Here is a 19,758-nt window from a genome sequence, read left to right as displayed (position 1 = left end):
CGGCGCTGCCCACCAGCAGACCGTCCCGACCGCCAAGGTGATCCCGGACCTCGCGCCCTTCGAGGTGACCGAGGCCGAACTGCCGCAACGGCTTTCCGAGCTGGTGCTGACCGCGTTCGACGTCACCACCGAGGTGCCGTTCCGGGCTCGGCTGTTCGAGATCAGCCCCACCGAGCACGTGCTCGCCCTGGTGGTGCACCACATCTCGGCCGACGGCTTCTCCATGGGCCCGCTGACCCGAGATGTGATGACTGCCTACGGCGCTCGCGTCGAAGGCGGCGAACCCGCCTGGCGGCCACTGGAAGTCCAGTACGCCGACTTCGCGCTGTGGCAGCGCGCGGTACTCGGCGACGAGGACGACCCGGAATCGGTGATCGCCCAGCAGATCGCGTACTGGTCGAACTCGCTGGCCGGACTGCCCGATCAGCTCGACCTGCCCGCCGACCGGCCGCGGCCCGCGGTCGCCTCCGGGCGCGGCGCTACGCACGAGTTCGAGATCGACGCCGAAACCCACGCCAGGCTCACCGAACTCGCCCGCACCAGGGGCGCCACGCTGTTCATGGTCACGCACACCGCGCTGGCCGTGCTGCTGTCGCGCCTGTCGGGGGAGAGCGATATTGCCATCGGCACGCCGGTCGCCGGTCGTGGCGAGCGCGCCCTCGACGATCTGATCGGCATGTTCGTCAACACCCTGGTGCTGCGGACCCCGATCGACGCCGGCGCGACCTTCACCGATCTGCTGCGAACGGTGCGGGCCACCGACATCGCCGCGTTCGGGCACGCGGACCTGCCGTTCGAGCGGTTGGTCGAGATCCTGAACCCCGCGCGATCGCAGGCGCGGCATCCGCTGTTCCAGGTGATGCTGTCGTTCCAGAACCTCGGCCAGAACAGTCTCGAGCTGCCCGGATTGACGGTCAGCGGGGTCGAACTGCCGATCGACACCGCCAAATTCGACCTGCAGCTGACGCTGTCGGAGAAGAACACCGGCCAGCCCGCCAACGGCGCGGGCGCGGCCCCGGCCGGCATCAGTGCCGAGTTCATCTACGCCACCGACCTTTTCGACCCGGACACGATGGCCGAGCTGGGGCAGCGGTTCAACCGGCTGCTGAAGGCTCTTGCGGCCGAACCGGATCGGCCGATCGGCGATATCACGCTGCTGGACGAGCGGGAGACCGAGCAGGCGCTGCGCGGCTGGAACGACACCGACCGTGACCTCGGCGCACCGACCACCCTGGTCGCCGAGTTCGCCGCCCAGGTGCGGTCCACCCCGGACGCGGTCGCGGTGATCGATCCGGCAACCGGAAACTCCTTGACCTACGCCGAATTCGGTGCCCGCGTGCACCGATTGGCGCGCAAGCTGATCGAGGCAGGGGTCGGCCCGGAGACTTTGGTCGCGCTGGGTCTGCGGCGCTCGGTGGACCTGGTCGTCGCCGCCTACGCGGTGCAGGAGGCCGGTGGTGGCTACGTGCCGCTCGACCTCGACCAGCCCGCCGACCGAGTGAACTACGTGCTCGAATCGGCCGATCCGGTATGCGTGCTGACCACCTCCCGCGACGGTTTCGACGCGGACGGCCGGATTACCCTCTCGATCGATGAGCTGGATCTGTCCAGCTACTCGGACGCCCCGGTGACCGACGCCGAACGGATCGCGCCGCTGCGGCCGGACCACCCGGCGTATGTGATCTTCACGTCCGGCTCCACCGGGCGCCCGAAGGGTGTCGCGGTGCCGCACTCCGCCGTCGTCAACCAGATCCGCTGGATCACCGGCGAATACGGCATCGGCGCCGACGACGTGGTGCTGTTCAAGACGCCCGCCACCTTCGACGTGTCGGTGTGGGAGCTGTTCGGCCCGATGACCACCGGTGGCCGCATCGTGGTCGCCAGTGCCGACGGGCATCGCGACCCGCAGTACCTCGCGGACGTGATCGCGGCCGAACGCGTCACCATGACCTCGTTCGTGCCGTCGATGCTCACCGTCTTCGCCGGAAACGTGGACGCGACCGGCGGCAGCGCCGCGCTCGCGTCGCTGCGGACGCTGTTCGTCGCCGGTGAGGCCTTCACCGCCGAAGCGGTCGAGGCCATCCGCCGGGTCACCTCGGCCGAGCTGGCCCACCCGTCGCCCGACCACCGCCCCTCATCGAAGCGCTCCGCGCTGCAGCTATTCAATTTGTACGGCCCAACGGAATTCACCGTGCACGCCACGCACAGCCCCGTCGCCGACGAGGTGGCGGGTGCGGTGCCGATCGGCCTGCCGGTCTGGAACGCTCAGGCTTACGTGCTCGACGCACGCCTGCACCCGGTGCCGCCTGGTGTCGCGGGCGAGCTGTACCTCGCGGGCGCGCAGTTGGCGCGTGGCTACTTCGGCCGCGCCGACCTGACCTCGGATCGCTTCGTGGCCAACCCGTTCGGTGCGCCGGGCGCCCGGATGTACCGCACCGGTGACCTCGTCACCCGCGACCACACCGGCGCCATCGAATACATCGGCCGCACCGACTTCCAGGTGAAGCTGCGCGGCCTGCGGATCGAGCTCGGCGAGATCGAAACCGCGCTCGCCGCACACGATTCGGTGGCTCAGTCCGTCGCCATGGTGCGCTCGGACGCGCACACCGGCGACCAGTTGGTCGGCTATGTCGTGCCGGTCGGCGGCGCGACGGTGGACGTCGACGCGCTCCGGACGCACCTGGCCGCGCGACTGCCGTCGTACATGGTGCCCGCCGCGATCGTGGTGCTCGACGCCATGCCACTCAACCCGAACGGCAAGCTGGATCGGCGCGCGCTGCCCGAACCCGCGTTCGAGGCACGGGAATTCCGCGCACCGTCCACTCCGGTCGAAGAGATCGTGGCCAACACCTTCGCCGAGGTGCTCGGCCTCACCGACACCGACGGCGAGCGTGCCGTCGGCCTGGACGACGACTTCTTCGAGCTGGGCGGCAACTCGCTCATCGCCACCCAGGTGGTTGCCCGTCTCGGTGCCGCGCTGGACACCCGCATCCCGGTGCGGATGCTGTTCGAGGCGCCGACGGTCGCCGCGCTGGCCGCGCGGATGGAAGCACACCAGGGCACCGGGCGCCGCCGCGAACTCGTCGCCGGCCCGCGTCCCGCCCGCATTCCGTTGTCGCTGGCGCAGCAGCGGATGTGGTTCCTCAACCGGTTCGACAACCAGACCGCGGTCAACAACATCCCGCTCGCCGTCCGGCTGACCGGCTCGCTCGACACCGACGCGCTGGCCAGGGCCGTCGCCGACGTGGTCGACCGGCACGAGGTGCTGCGCACCGTCTACCCGGAAACCGCCGACGGCCAAGGTGTTCAGGTCGTGCTGCCCGCCGGGCAGGAAATCGAGCTGACCCCGATCGAGGTGTCCGAGACCGAAATCCAGGACCGCGTCAGCCAATTGGTGCTGACCGGCTTCGACGTCACCACCGAGGTGCCGGTGCGGGCCCAGCTGTTCCGCGTCGCGGGCTCGATGGACGGCTCGCAGCCCGACACCCATGTGCTGGTGTTCGTGGTGCACCACATCTCGGGCGACGGCTGGTCGGTACGGCCACTGGCTCGCGACGTGATGGTGGCCTACGCGGCCCGCTCGCGCGGCGAGGCCCCGGCCTGGGCGCCGTTGCCGGTGCAGTACGCCGACTACGCGCTGTGGCAGCGGGAAACCCTTGGCTCCGAGGACGATCCGACCTCGCTGATCGCCCAGCAGGTCGCCTACTGGTCCGACAGCCTGGCCGGGCTGCCCGACCAGCTGGACCTGCCGTCGGACCGCTCGCGCCCCGCCATCGCGTCGAACCGCGGTGGGGTCTACGAGTTCTCGCTCGACGCGCAACTGGTGCGGGACCTGAACGCACTCGCCAGGCAGCACGGCGCGAGCCTGTTCATGGTGGTGCACGCCGCGTTCGCCGCCCTGCTGGCCCGGTTGTCCGGCAGCGACGACATCGCCATCGGCACCGCCGTGGCCGGTCGTGGTGAGGCTGTGCTCGACGACGCCATCGGCATGTTCGTCAACACGCTCGTCCTGCGCAGCACAGTCGACCCGGCCGAGCCCTTCGCCGAGCTGATCGCGCGCACCAAGGACCGTGACCTCGCCGCCTTCGGGCACGCGGACCTGCCGTTCGAGCGACTGGTGGAGATCCTCAACCCGGCCCGCTCGCAGGCGCGGCACCCGCTGTTCCAGGTGATGCTGTCGTTCCAGAACACCGGGGAAGCCTCGTTCGAGCTGCCCGGTCTCGAGGTCGCCGGTGTCCCACTCGACGTGGTGACGGCCAAGTTCGACCTGCACCTGAGCCTGTCCGACCGGCTCGATGCCGAGGGCTCCGCCGACGGCATGACCGCCGAATTCGCCTACGCGACCGATATGTTCGACGCGAACACGATCGCGGGCGTCGCGGATCGCCTCGTCCGGCTGCTGACCGCCGTGGTCGCGGATCCGACCGCGGTGATCGGCGATGTCGAGCTGCTGGATTCGGCCGAGCACGCGCAGGTGGTCGCGCGTTGGAACGACACCGCGCACCCGGTGGACGACACCGCGACCCTGGTGTCGATGTTCGAGGCACAGGTCGCCCGGACACCCGATGCGACCGCGTTGACGTTCGAGGGGACAAGTCTGGCCCACCCGTCGCCCGACCACCACCCCTCATCGAGTCACTACGTGACGCTGACATATGCCGAGTTCGCAACGAGAGTGAACCGGCTTGCCCGCCACCTCATCTCGCTGGGCGTAGGCCCGGATTCCATGGTCGCCCTCGGTATGCGCCGGTCGATCGAGCTGGTCGTCGGCATGTACGCGGTCAGCGTCGCCGGTGGTGCGTACGTGCCGCTGGATCCGGATCATCCGGCCGACCGCACCCGCTACGTGCTCGACACCGCCGAGCCGGTGTGCGTGCTGACGACCACGCGGGACGGGTTCGACGCGGGGAAGACCGCCGTCGTCGAGATCGACCGGATCGAGCTGTCGAAGTACTCGGATGCCCCGGTGCTCGACACGGATCGTCGTGCGCCGCTGCGTCCGTCGAACACCGCGTACGTGATCTTCACCTCCGGTTCGACCGGCCGCCCGAAGGGTGTGGCGGTCAGCCATGCGGCGATCGTCAACCGTCTGGTGTGGATGCAGGCCGAGTACGGCTTGGACGGCACCGATGTGGTGTTGCAGAAGACTCCGGCCACCTTCGACGTGTCGGTGTGGGAGTTCTTCTGGCCCTTGCAGATCGGTGCCCGCCTGGTGGTCGCGAAGCCGGACGGCCATCGCGATCCCGGCTACCTGATCCAGGTCATCACCACCGAAGAGGTCACCACCGCGCACTTCGTGCCGTCGATGCTGTCGGTGTTCGTCGCCGAGCAGCGCGCGGACGAATGCACCAGCCTGATCCACGTTTTCGCCTCCGGTGAGGCACTGCCCGCCGCCACCGCGCAGCGGATGCAGGAACTGACCGGTGCGCGCCTGCACAACCTGTACGGCCCGACCGAGGCCGCGGTCGACGTCACCTTCCACGAGGTGACCGAAGCCGACACCGTGTCCGTGCCGATCGGTGCCCCGGTGTTCAACACCCAGGTGTACGTGCTGGATTCGCGTCTGCACCCGGTGCCGGTGGGTGTCGCGGGTGAGCTGTACCTCGCGGGTGTCCAGCTGGCCCGCGGTTATGTCGCGCGGCCGGAATTGACCGCGGATCGGTTCGTGGCCAACCCGTTCGGCGCGGACGGCGAACGCATGTACCGCACCGGTGATCTGGTCACCTGGAACTCACGCGGCGAACTGGAGTACCTGGGTCGCACCGACTTCCAGGTGAAGCTGCGCGGCCTGCGCATCGAGCTCGGCGAGATCGAATCCGCGCTCACCGCATTGGATTCCATCGCTCAGGCCGTGGTGATCGTGCGCTCGGACGACCGTCTCGGCGATCAGCTGGTCGGGTACGTCGTGCCGACCAGCGGCCACACGATCGACATCGACGGCGTGCGCGCCGAACTCGGTGGCGAGCTGCCCGCGTACATGGTGCCCTCGGCGTTCGTGGTGCTGGAGGAATTCCCGCTCAACGCCTCCGGCAAGCTGGACCGCAAGGCGCTGCCCGCGCCGGTGTTCGAGGCGAAGGTGTTCCGCGCCCCGGCCACCCCGATCGAGGAGATCGTCGCGGGCACCTTCGGCGACGTGCTCGGCGTCGCCAGGGTCGGCCTGGACGACGACTTCTTCGAACTCGGTGGCAACTCGCTGCTGGCCACCCAGGTGACCGCGCGGCTGGGTGCCGCGCTGGACACCCAGCTGGCCGTCCGCGACCTGTTCGAGGCGTCCACCGTGGCGGCGCTGGCCACCCAGGTCGAGCGCAACGCGGGTTCCGGCAGGCACCGGCCCAAGCTGGAGACCGGCGAGCGTCCGGCGCGGATCCCGCTCTCGCCCGCACAGCAGCGCTACTGGTTCCTCAACCAGTTCGACACCGCGACCTCGGCGGTCGACAACATCCCGCTCGCGGTGCGGCTGTCGGGCACGCTCGATGTCGCCGCGCTGGAGCAGGCGATCGGTGACGTGTTCGCCCGCCACGAAGTGCTGCGCACCACCTACCCGCGCTCCGCGGAGGGCCCGCACCAGGTGATCCGGCCCGCGGCGGAGTCCGCGGCCGCGCTCACCCCGGTCGACGTCACCGAGGACGATCTGCTCAACGCGGTCATCGCCTTCGCGCTGACCACCTTCGACGTCACCGTCGAGGTGCCGTTGGCGGTGGCGCTGTTCCGGATCGCGCCGGACGAGCACGTGCTCGCCTTCACCGTGCACCACGTGGCCGCGGACGGTTCGTCGATGGGCCCGCTGGCCCGCGATGTGATGGCCGCGTACGTGGCCCGCGTGCAAGGCGAAGTGCCGCAGTGGGTTCCGCTGCCGGTGCAGTACGCCGACTACGCGCTCTGGCAGCGTGCGGTGCTCGGTTCCGAAGACGATCCGGAATCGCTGGCCGCCCAGCAGGTCGCCTACTGGAAGACCGCGCTCGCCGAGCTGCCCGATCAGCTGGAGCTGCCCGCCGACCGGCCGCGCCCGCCCGCGCAGTCGTTCCAGGGCAAGGCGATTCGCTTCGAGATCTCCCCGGAGCGACACGCCCGCCTGCACGAACTGGCTCGCGCCAACAACGCGTCGCTGTTCATGGTGGTGCACGCCGCGCTGGCAGTGCTGCTGTCGCGGTTGTCCGGCACCGACGACATCGCGGTCGGCACCCCGATCGCGGGCCGCGGTGAACGCGAACTCGACGACCTGATCGGCATGTTCGTCAACACCCTGGTGTTCCGCACCAGAGTCGCGCCGGGCGACCGTTTCGCCGACCTGCTCGCCGACGTCAAGGAACGCGACCTGGAGGCGTTCGCCAACGCCGACGTGCCGTTCGAGCGACTGGTCGAGGTGCTCAACCCGGTCCGCTCCACCGCGCGCAACCCGCTGTTCCAGGTGGGTCTGTCGTTCCAGAACCTGGCCGAGACCACCTTCGAGCTGCCCGGCCTGTCGGTGAGCGCAGTGAACTTCGACTCGCAGTTGGCCAAGACCGACCTGCACGTCACGCTGTACGACCGGTACGCCGAGGACGGCACGCCCGCCGAGATCATCACCGAATTCGGTTACGCCATCGACCTGTTCGACGAGGACACGGTGCAGGGCTTCGCCGACCGGTTCGTGCGCGTGCTCGACGCCGTGGTCGCCGACGCCACCAGGCCGGTGGGTGAGATCGATCTGCTCGCCGAGGACGAGCAGACCCGCATCCTCACCACGTGGAACGACACCGCGCACGAGGTCGACACCACCGCGACGCTGGTGTCGCTGCTCGATGCCACGGTCGCGGCGACACCGGATGCGATCGCGCTCGTCGCCGACGATCCGACCGGCCAGCAGGAGCTTTCCTACGGCGAGCTGGACAGCCGGGTGAACCGCCTGGCCCGCTACCTGATCGAGCGTGGCGTCGGCCCGGAGGACCGGGTGGCGCTGGCCATCCGCCGGTCCACCGATCTCGTGGTCGCCATGTACGCGGTCGCGAAATCCGGTGCGGCGTATGTGCCCATCGATCCGGACCAGCCCGCCGAGCGGACCGACTACATCCTCGGCACCGCGGCACCGGTCTGCGTGCTGACCACCGGCCGCGACGGTTTCCGCACCGCCACCACCGAAACCGTGCAACTCGACGCGCTCGACCTGACCGGCTTCGCGGCCGGCCCGGTGACCGCGGGCGAACGCCGCGCCACGCTGACCCCGGCGAACACCGCGTACGTGATCTTCACCTCCGGTTCGACCGGCCAGCCCAAGGGTGTGGCCGTACCGCACGCCGCGATCGTCAACCAGTTGCAGTGGGAGATCGCGACATTCGGGCTCGGCGCGGACGACGCGATCCTGCTGAAGACCGCCGCGACGTTCGACCTGTCGGTGTGGGAGTTCTGGACCGCGGCCGGATCGGGTGGCCGCCTGGTCATCTCGGCGGCCGACGGTCACCGTGATCCGGCCTACCTCAACGAGCTGATGCGCGGCACCGGCGTGACCACGCTGCACGTGGTGCCGTCGATGCTGGACGCGCTGCTCACCGAATCCGCTGGCCGCCTGACGCATTCGCTGCGCCGGGTGCTCGCCATCGGTGAGGCGCTGCCCGCGGCGACCGCGCAGCGGTTCCGCCGCGCCAACTCCGCCGAACTATTCAACCTGTACGGCCCGACCGAGGCCGCGGTGTCGATCACCAGCCACCTGGTCACCGATGCCGACCAGATCGCGGTGTCGATCGGCGCGCCGGAATGGAACAGCCGGGTCTACGTGCTCGACACCAGGCTGCGGCCGGTCCCGGCCGGTGTGTCCGGTGAGCTGTACCTGGCCGGTGCGCAATTGGCGCGCGGTTACTTCGGCAAGCCCGAGCTGACCGCCGACCGGTTCGTCGCCGACCCGTTCGGCGCACCGGGCGAGCGCATGTACCGCACGGGCGACCTGGTGGCCTGGAATGCCGCCGGTGAGCTGGACTACCGTGGCCGCACCGACTTCCAGGTGAAGATCCGCGGCTTCCGCATCGAGCTCGGTGAAATCGAGGCCGCGCTGCTGCGGCAGCCCGCGGTCACCGCGGCCGCCGTGCTCGCGCACACCGATCCGAGCATCGGCGACCGGCTGGTCGCGTATGTCGTGCCGCGGTCGGGTCAGCTCGACAAGCGCGCACTGCAGACCGCGCTGGCCGCGGAGCTGCCGTCGTACATGGTGCCGTCGGTGTTCGTCGAGCTCGACGCGCTGCCGTTGAACGCCAATGGCAAGCTCGACCGGAAGGCGTTGCCGCAGCCCACCTTCGAGAAGGCGGTGTTCCGCGCGCCCACGACGCCGATCGAGCAGATCGTGGCGAACACCTTCGCCGACGTGCTGCGGCTTTCGGATCGCGAAGGGACCGAATCGAAACGGCTCGGTCTGGACGACGACTTCTTCGCCTGGGGCGGTAACTCGCTGCTGGCGACCCAGGTCGCGGCCCGCCTCGGTGAGGCACTGAACACCCGCGTGCCGGTCCGGTTGCTGTTCGAGGCATCGACCGTCGCCGCACTGGCCGTTCGGGTCGAGCAGCACGCCGACGCCGGTGGCCGCAAGGCGCTGACCGCGGGGCCACGCCCGGAACACATTCCGCTGTCGCTCGCGCAGCAGCGCATGTGGTTCCTCAACCGGTTCGACACCCAGTCGGCGGCGTACAACGTGCCGATCGCGGTGCGGCTCACCGGTGCTCTCGACGTGGCCGCCCTGCGTGCCGCGATCGCGGACCTGGTCAGCAGGCACGAGATCCTGCGCACCATCTACCCGCAGACCGACAGCGGTCCGGTGCAGGTGATCCTGCCGCCCGCGCAGGCCGTGCCGCGCCTCGAAGTGCGCGTGGTCGCACCGGCCGACATCGAATCCGCCGTGGTGGCACTGACATCGACGATGTTCGACGTCACCGCCGAGGTGCCGATGAAGGTCGCGCTGTTCCAGATCGCCGGCGACTCGACGGGTACGGCGGCCGCCGAAGACACCACGGCGGGTTCGGTCGCGCCGGAGGTCGAATACGTGCTGGCGATGGTGGTGCACCACATCTCCGGTGACGGTTCCTCGGTCGGCCCGCTGACCCGTGACCTGATGATCGCCTACGCCGCGCGTTCGGCCGGCGAGGCGCCGAACTGGGCGCCGCTCGAGGTGCAGTACGCCGACTACAGCATCTGGCAGCGCGAACTGCTCGGCAGCGAGGACGACCCGGAGTCGCTGGCATCCAAGCAGGTCGCCTACTGGCGGCAGGCGCTGGCGGACCTGCCGGACCAGCTGGATCTGCCGTCGGACCGCCCGCGCCCCGCGGTGCAGTCCTTCGCCGGTGGCAAGGTCGAACTGCGCATCGACGCCGAGACGCACCAGGCCTTGATCGAGCTCGCCCGCACCGAGGGCGCGACGCTGTTCATGGTCGTGCACACCGCGCTCGCGGTGCTGCTGGCCCGGCTGTCGGGCACCGACGACATCGCGATCGGCACGCCGATGGCGGGTCGTGGCGAGGCCGTCCTGGACGACCTGATCGGCATGTTCGTCAACACACTGGTGTTCCGCACCAGGGTCGACGCGGGCATGGCGTTCACCGAACTGCTCGCGCGGCAACGTGAGATCGACATCCAGGCCTTCGCGAATGCCGATGTGCCGTTCGAACGACTCGTCGAGGTGCTCAACCCGGTCCGGTCCACCGCGCGGCATCCGCTGTTCCAGGTGGGTCTGTCGTTCCAGAACCTGGCCCAGGCCGGGCTGGAGCTGCCGGGCCTGACGGTGTCCGGACTCGACATCGATACCGAGCTCTCCCAGTTCGATCTGCACCTGATAGCGACCGACCGCTACGGTGACGCGGGCGAGCCCGAGGGCATCACCGGGTTCTTCACCTACGCCACCGATATGTTCGACCGGGATACGGTGCAGGGCTTCGTCGATCGGTTCGCCCGCCTGCTCGGTGAGATCATCGCCGCGCCGCGCACCGCGGTCGGCGATATCGAACTGCTCGATGCCGCGGAGCGAAACCAGCTGATCGCCGCGCGCAATGCAACCGACTACGTGGTGGATTCGTCGGCGACGCTGGTGTCGCTGCTCGACGCCTCGGTCGCGGCCGGACCGAAGGAAGTCGCGCTGGTCACCGAGGACGGCGCGTCGGTCACCTATGGTGATCTCGATGGTCGGGTGAATCGTCTTGCGCGGCATTTGATTTCGTTGGGTGTGGGTCCGGAGTCGCGGGTTGGGTTGGCGTTGCGGCGGTCGGTGGATCTGGTTGTGGCGATGTATGCGGTGGCGAAGTCCGGTGGTGTGTATGTGCCGGTGGATCCGGATCAGGCTGCTGAGCGGACCGGCTACATTCTCGAGACGGCTGGGCCGGTGTGTGTGCTGACCAACGCCGATGCTGAGTTCGATACCGATGTCGCGCCGGTGGTGCGGTTGGACGAGCTCGATCTCGAGGGTCTGGACAAGTCCCCGATCACCGATGCTGATCGGGTGGCACCACTTCGCCCGGACAACACCGCGTATGTGATTTTCACGTCCGGTTCGACCGGTCGCCCCAAGGGTGTCGCGGTGTCGCATGGGGCGATTGCGAATCAGTTGCAGTGGAAGGTGACCGAGTTCGGTCTCGATGCTGCTGATGCGATTCTGTTGAAGACCGCGGCGACGTTCGACTTGTCGGTGTGGGAGTTCTGGTCGGCTGCGGTGTGTGGTGGTCGTTTGGTGATTGCCGCGCCTGATGGTCATCGGGACCCGGCGTATCTCAACGAGTTGATGGCCCGCGAGTGGGTCACCACCCTGCATGTGGTCCCGTCGATGCTCGACGCGCTCACCGCCGGTGACTTCCCGAACTCGTTGTGGCGGGTGTTGGCGATCGGTGAGGCACTGCCTGGTGCGTTGGCGCAGCGGTTCGTGCGTGATTACCCGCGCGTTGAGCTGTTCAACTTGTACGGTCCGACCGAGGCCGCGGTGTCCATCACCAGCCATCGGGTGACCAGGGCGGACGAAACCTCCGTCGCCATCGGCCTGCCCGAATGGAACAGCCAGGTCTACGTGCTGGATTCGCGGCTGCGGCCGGTTCCGGACGGCGTGGCGGGCGAGCTCTACCTCGCAGGTGCGCAGTTGGCGCGTGGCTACTTCGGTCGTGCGGATCTGACGGCGGATCGGTTCGTTGCCAATCCGTTCCAGTCCGGTGCTCGGATGTATCGCACTGGTGATGTGGTGGCGTGGAACGCTTCCGGTGAGTTGGAGTACCGGGGTCGTAGCGACTTCCAGGTCAAGATCCGTGGTTTCCGGATCGAGCTCGGTGAGATCGAAGCGGCACTGCTGGGGTTGCCGGGGATCGCGCAGACCGCGGTGGTCGCCAAGTCCGATCCCAGGACCGGTGATCGACTGGTCGCTTATCTGGTGCCGTCGAACGGTGATGTCGATGTGGCGCAGGTGAAGTCGACACTCAGCGCCGCGTTGCCGTCGTACATGGTGCCGTCGGCGTTTGTGGTGTTGGATGCGTTGCCGTTGAACGTGAACGGCAAGTTGGATCGTAAGGCGTTGCCGGAGCCGGAGTTCGAGGCTCAAGTTTTCCGTGCGCCCTCGACCCCGATCGAGGAGATCGTGGCGTCGGTGTTCGCCGAGGTGCTCGGTGTCGAGCGCGTCGGTGCCGACGACGACTTCTTCGGTCTCGGTGGTAACTCGCTGCTGGCTACTCAGGTCGCGGCTCGGATCGGTGCCGCGCTCGATGTGCGAGTCCCGGTGCGCGCGCTGTTCGAAGCGTCGACCGTCGCCGGTCTGGCCGTGAAGGTCGAACAGCACGCCGGTGCCGGTGGCCGCCGCGCCCTGGTGGCGGGCCCGCGTCCGGAACAGGTTCCGCTGTCGCTCGCCCAGCAGCGCATGTGGTTCCTCAACCAATTCGATACCGCCTCGGCCGTCAACAACATCCCGGTCGCGGTGCGGCTCACCGGCGACCTCGATGTCGGCGCGCTGCAAGCCGCCGTCGCGGATGTCATCAGCAGGCACGAGACACTGCGTACCGTCTACCCGGAACAGGGTCGCGCCGCGACCCAGGTCATCCTGCCCGCCGAACAGGCCGTGCCGGACCTGACGCCGGAAACCGTTGCCGCCGAAGACATCCGTCAACGGATCATCGACGTGGTCACCGCCGGATTCGACGTCACCGCCGAAGTTCCGTTGCGCGCCAAGCTGTTCCGGGTCACCGACAGCGAATACGTGCTCGTGTTCGTGGTGCACCACATCAGCGCCGACGGCTGGTCGATGGGCCCGCTGACCCGCGACGTGATGCTCGCCTACGCGGCCCGCTCGGCCGGGGTGCCCCCGGGCTGGGCGCCGCTGCCGGTGCAGTACGCGGACTACAGCATCTGGCAGCGCGACGTGCTCGGTTCGGAAACCGATCCGACGAGCCTGATCTCCCAGCAGGCCGAGTACTGGCGTACCGCACTGGCCGGGCTGCCGGACGAGCTGAACCTGCCCGCCGACCGGACCAGGCCGACGACACAGTCGTTCGTCGGTGGGCGCGTGGTGTTCCCGATCGACGGCGAGCTGCATCGACGGCTCACCGAGGTCGCGCGGGAACAGAACGCGACCATGTTCATGCTCGTGCACGCGGCGCTCGCGCTGTTCCTGACGCGGATGTCCGGCACCGACGACATCGCCATCGGCACCCCGGTGGCCGGACGTGGCGAGGCCGAACTCGACGACGTGATCGGCATGTTCGTCAATACGCTGGTGCTGCGCTCGCACGTGGCAGGCGATCTGACCTTCGGTGAGCTGCTCGCGCGGACCAAGGACGCCGACCTGCAGGCCTTCGCGCACGCGGACCTGCCGTTCGAGCGGCTCGTCGAACTGCTCAACCCGGAGCGCTCGACCGCACGGCACCCGCTGTTCCAGGTGGCGCTGTCGTTCGAGAACCTGCCGGAGACCAGCTTCGAACTGCCCGGATTGCACGTCGGGGCGGTCGATTTCGATGTCGACACGGCGAAGTTCGATCTGTCGCTGACGATTAGGGAGGCGGCCGCGGGCGCCGCCGACGGCGCGGGCATGTACGCCGAGTTCTCCTTCGCCCGTGACCTGTTCGACGACGCCACGGTCGAGGTGTTCGCGCAGCGGTTCACCAGGCTGCTCGACGCGATCGCCACCGACCGGGCCACCCCGATCGGTGACCTGCCGCTGCTCGACGAGGCCGAGTACGACCTGCTGACGCACGTGCACGGCGAGGACGTGATGGCCACCGGGCTGCTGCCGGACCTGCTCGCGCGGGGCGCGCGGCTGGACCCGGAGCAGATCGCGGTCCGCTACCAGGGTCGCTCGATCACCTACCGCGAGCTCGACGAGTACTCGTCGCGGCTGGCGCGGGTACTGATCGATCGCGGTGTCGGCCCGGAACGCATTGTGGCGCTGTCCTTCCCGCGTTCCTACGAAATGGTCGCGGCGTTCTGGGCGGTGGCCAAGGCCGGTGGCGCGCACGTGCCGATCGACCCGACCTACCCCGAAGACCGGATGCGGCACATGGTCAACGACTCCGGCGCGGTCATCGGTATCACCGCCAGCGAGTACGTGGATCGCCTGCCGCGCGACGTCGAATGGCTGCGGCTGGACGATCCTGAGCTGGGTGAGCTGATCGACGCCGAGTCCCCGGCGCCGGTGACCGACGCGGATCGGATTTCCTCGCTGGCCATGCGGCACCCGGTGTATGTCATCTACACCTCGGGTTCGACGGGTATGCCCAAGGGCGTCACCGTGACCCACGCGGGTATGGGCGGCCTGGTCGGTGTCGCCACCGACCTGTACCACCTCGAGGCGCACCACCGGTTCCTGCACATCTGCTCGCCGAGCTTCGACCCGTCGGTGCTCGAATGGCTGTGTGCCGCCTACACCGGTGCGACGCTGGTGATCGTGCCGTCGAACATCATCGGCGGACCGGAGCTGGCCGAGCTGCTGCGCACCGAGCGGGTGACGCACACGATCATCACCCCCGCGGTGCTCGGCACGGTGGATCCGGCGGGCATGGAGGCGCTCGAAGTCGCTTCCGTCGGTGGCGATGTCACCACGCCGGAACTGCTGGCCAAGTGGCAGCCGGGCCGGAAGTACTTCAACGCCTACGGTCCGACCGAGACGACGATCATCTCGTCCTACGCCAGCCTGACCCCGGGAAGGCACATCACCATCGGCCTTCCGGTGCGCGGCATGTCGGCGCTGGTGCTCGACTCGCGGCTCAACCCGGTGCCGCCGGGTGTCGCGGGTGAGCTCTACCTCGCCGGTGGCGCGGTGGCGCGTGGCTACCACAACCGTCCCGACCTCACCGCGGAACGGTTCGTCGCCAATCCGTGGAGCAACGAGGGTGCGCGGATGTACCGCACCGGTGACGTGGTGCGCTGGTTCGCCGAGCCCGGCGAGCGCGCGGGTAATGCCGCCGTGCCCGAGGTGCGGTGGGAACTGGACTACGTGGGCCGCTCGGACTTCCAGGTGAAGATCCGCGGCTTCCGCATCGAGCTCGGCGAGATCGACACCGTGCTCGCCGGTCACGAGGATGTCGAGTTCGCGATCACGCTCGGCAAGCAGACCGCGGCGGGTGCGACGATCCTGGTGTCCTACGTGCTCGCGGTGCCCGGCCACCAGATCGACACGGTCCGCCTCGGCGAGCACGCCGCGCGGAGTCTGCCGCCGCACATGGTGCCGTCGGCGATCGTGGTGCTGGACGAGATCCCGCTGACCCCGGTCGGCAAGCTCGACCGCAAGGCGCTGCCCGAGCCGGTGCTCGCGCCGCGTGAGTTCCGCGCGCCCGCCAGCGAGATCGAGGCGATCATCGCCGAGGTGTTCGCCGAGGTGCTGGGGGTCGAACAGATCGGTTTGGACGACTCGTTCTTCGCGCTCGGCGGCGACAGCATCCTGTCCATCCAGCTGGTGTCGCGGGCCAAGGCGCGCGGCGTCGTGTTCTCCCCGCGTGACGTGTTCGAGCGGCGCAGCGTCGCCTCGCTCGCCGAAATCGCCTCGCTCGGTGCGGGTGCCGAACAGGTGAAGCTGGAAGAGCTGCCCGGTGGCGGGGTCGGCGAGATTCCGCTGACGCCGATCATGACGCAGATCCTGTCGAGTGGCTCGTCCTACGAACGCTTCTCGCAGACGATGGCGCTGCGCCTGCCGGATGGTATCGACCGGGAGACGCTGGTCGCGACCATCGGGGCGGTGTTCGATCACCACGATGTGCTGCGGACGCGGTTGCGCCGCACGGCTTCCGAGCGTTCGGACGGTGGCGATCGGTGGAAGTTCGAGGCGTTGGCGCCCGGTGCGGTCGACGTGGATGCCATGGTGCATCGGGTCGAGCTGGCCGCCGACGTCGACGACGCGGAGCTGCGCCGGGTCGGTAGCGAGGCGTTCGACGCCGCGCTCGGCCGGCTGGATCCGGCGAATGCGGTGATGGCGCAGTTTATTTGGTTCGCGTTCGACGCGGCGGGAGCGGAAGGCCCGGAGGCGGCGGCCCGCGTAACCACAGAGGGACCCGCGGACGCCGCCATCGGGCGCGGGGAGCGCCGTGATGTGCTGCTCATCGTCGCGCACCACTTCGTCGTCGACGGTGTGTCCTGGCGCATCCTGATTCCGGACTTCGCGGTCGCCTGGTCGCAGCTGGTCGCCGGTCAGCAGGTCGCGTTGCCCGCCAACGGAACTTCGATGCGGCGCTGGGCGCACAGCCTGGTCGAGGCCGCCTCGTCGCCCGAGCGACTCGCGGAACTGCCGTTCTGGCAGCAGGTTTCGACGACACCGGACCCGCTGCTCGGGGCCCGGCCGTTCGACCCGAAGGTGGACACCTTCGCCACCGTCGAACGGGTCGAGGTCACGTTGCCCGCCGAGGTCACCGACGCGGTGCTCACCGCGATCCCCGGCCTCTACCGCGGCGGTGTGAACGACGGACTCCTGTCCGCGCTGGCCATGGCGGTCGCGCGCTGGCGTGGTGCGGGTTCGGCGACGCTGGTCAAGCTCGAGGGTCACGGCCGCGAAGAAGAGGTCGTGCCGGGTGCGGATCTTTCGCGCACCGTGGGTTGGTTCACCACGGCCTACCCGGTGCGACTCGACCTGGGCGACAACGATCTGACCGATGCCTTCGCCGGTGGCGCCGCGCTGGGTGAGATCGTGAAGTCGGTCAAGGAGCAGCTGCTCGCCGTGCCGGACAAGGGCCTCGGTTACGGCCTGCTGCGCCACTTGAATTCGGCGACCGGTCAGCGGTTGCGCGACGCGGGCCAGATCAGCTTCAACTATCTGGGCCGGATGTCGGCCGGGGAGATCCCCGAGCAGCTCGCGGAAATCGGCTGGATGCCGGTCGCCGACCTCGGACAGCTCGACGGCGACATGGATCTGGACATGCCAGCCAACGCGACGATCGACATCAACGCGATCGTCACCGACGGTGCCGACGGGCCGGAGTTGGGTGCGGCGTTCGCCTTCCCGTCCGGGCTGTTGACCCGGGAACAGGTGCAGGAGTTCGCCGACCTCTGGGTCGCGGCGCTCACCGCGCTGGCCACGCATGCGCGGCGGCCGGACGCGGGCGGTTTCACGCCGTCGGACATGCCGCTGGTGCGGGTCGGCCAGACCGATATCGAGCTGTGGGAACGGAACTACCCGGCGCTGGCCGAGGTGTGGCCGCTGTCGCCGCTGCAGTCCGGTCTGCTGTTCCACGCGATGATGACCCAGGCGACGGTCGACGTGTACACCATGCAGGCGGTGGTCGACCTCGGCGGCGCGCTGGATGTCGAGCGGCTGCGCGCGGCCGCGCAGGGCATCATCGATCGCTACCCGAACCTGCGCACCGCGTTCGTCACCGACTCCGAGGGGCAGGCCGTGCAGGTCGTGCTCGACCGGATCGAGGCGCCGTGGCGCGAGGTGGATCTGACCGAGTTGCCCGCCGAGCAGCGGACCGCCGAACTGCGCAGGCAGGTCGCGGCCGATCAGGCGACGCACTTCGATATGGCGGTGCCGCCGTTGCTGCGGTTCACGCTGTTCCGCACCGACGCGGCGCAGTGGCACCTGGCGATCACCACCCACCACATCCTGTTGGACGGCTGGTCGATGCCGCTGCTCATGCGGGATCTGCTGGTGCTGTACGCGGTTCGTGGCGATCAGAGCGCGCTGCCGCGGGTGGCTTCCTACCGCAACTTCCTCGGCTGGCTGGCCGGGCGGGACCGGGAGGCGTCGCTGCGGGCGTGGGCGACCGCGCTCGACGGTGTCAACGAGCCGACACAGCTTGCGCCGCAACCGCGTTCGGCCGAGCAGTACGAGATCGGCAAGCTGATCACCGAATTGGACGAGGACCGCACGCGGCAACTCACCAAACACGCCGCCGAACTCGGCGTCACGGTGAACACGCTGGTGCAGGCGGCCTGGGGCATCCTGCTCGGACGGCTCACCGGCCGTGGCGATGTCGTGTTCGGCGCCACCGTGTCCGGCCGGCCCGCCGAACTGCCCGGCGTCGAATCGATGGTCGGCCTGTTCATCAATACGCTGCCGGTGCGGTTGCGGATCGATGATCGCCAGACCATCGGCAAGCTGCTGGAGCGGTTGCAGCACGATCAAGCGGATCTGCTCGAGCACCACTACGTGGGGCTCACCGACATCCAGCGGGTGGCGGGTACCGGATCACTGTTCGACACGCTGCTGGTGTTCGAGTCGTATCCGATGGACAAGGAGGCCATTTCGGCCGCCAGCTCCATCGACGGCATGTCGGTGACCGGTGTCGGCGTGAACGACGCGACCCACTACCCGTTGACACTGCTGGTGACCGCCGAGTCGACGATCGAACTGACGCTCAAGTACCTGGGCAGCCGGTTCACCGCCGACGAGGTGCAGACCCTGTCCGCGCGGCTGATCCGGGTGCTGGAAGCGCTGCTCGGCGATCCGGACGGACTGGTCGGCGACATCGACATCCTCGATGCCGGTGAACGGGCCCGCCTGCTGGTCGAATCCGGCATCACGGCAACCGTTTCCGGACCGGAGCCGACCGGCCGGGTCGGCGCGCACACGGTCGCCAAGGTGCTCGCCGAGGTGGTCGAGGAAGATCCGGAAGCGCCCGCGCTGCTCGCCGACGGCGACGAAATCGCCTACCACGTACTGGATCGACGCTCCTCGCAGTTGGCGCGGGTGCTCATCGATCGCGGTGCGGGACCGGGCGATATCGTCGCGGTGGCGCTGCCGCGCTCGCTGGACGCGGTCATCGCGGCCTGGGCGGTGCAGAAGGCCGGTGCGGCACTGCTGTTCGCCGGTGATCTGTCCGCCGCCGACATGGCCGCCGCCGGAGCGACGTTCGGCATTACTCCGAACCCGGTGCCGGACAGCGCGATCCGCTGGCTGGTTCCGTCGGAGCCGAAGACGCAGGCCGACCTGGCCGCGGCCCCGGCGCACCCGGTCTCCTACGCCGACCGGGTCCGCCCGCTCGGTGAGGAGCACCCGGCCTTCGTCGTCCCGGCGGGCGACGGAGTCCTCGCGATCACCCAGACCGAGGCACTCGCTCAGGCCGAACACGTCCGCGAGGAGTACGGCGTCGACTACGAGTCGACCACGTACACCGCGTCCGTCTCCGGCCGCGCCGCCATGCTCGAGTTCCTGGCCGCGGCCACAGCAGGCGCTCTCTCGGTCCTCCCGACCGGCGACATCGCGAGCGACCTGTCCGACGGCGAGGTCACCCACTGGTTCGTCACCCCCAGCGACGCGACCGACGAGGCGGCCGACGAGGTCAAGATCGTGATCGCGGAGTAGAGCGGACACGGTAATCCGCCGGTGAAGGGCACAAGCCAGTGCTCTGCACCGGC

At 69.0% G+C, this 19,758-nt stretch carries 1 protein-coding gene (cut by a window edge); it reads left to right on the top strand.

What is annotated here, in order from left to right; translation table 11 throughout:
- Nucleotides 1-19,705 carry the 3' portion of a non-ribosomal peptide synthase/polyketide synthase gene (locus tag ACFK0J_RS35930; protein ID WP_378734148.1) on the top strand. The gene continues 24,422 nt to the left of window position 1, outside the view, so the window shows 19,705 of its 44,127 coding nt (coding positions 24,423-44,127); its start codon lies beyond the left edge, outside the window; it ends in the stop codon at nucleotides 19,703-19,705.
- Nucleotides 19,706-19,758: the final 53 nt, after the last annotated feature.

Origin of the sequence: Nocardia brasiliensis (assembly GCF_042691675.1) — a bacterium.
Classification (GTDB): domain Bacteria; phylum Actinomycetota; class Actinomycetes; order Mycobacteriales; family Mycobacteriaceae; genus Nocardia; species Nocardia brasiliensis_D.
The sequence above is the reverse complement of the archived record's forward strand: the minus strand, read 5'-3'. Positions and strand labels throughout refer to the sequence as shown.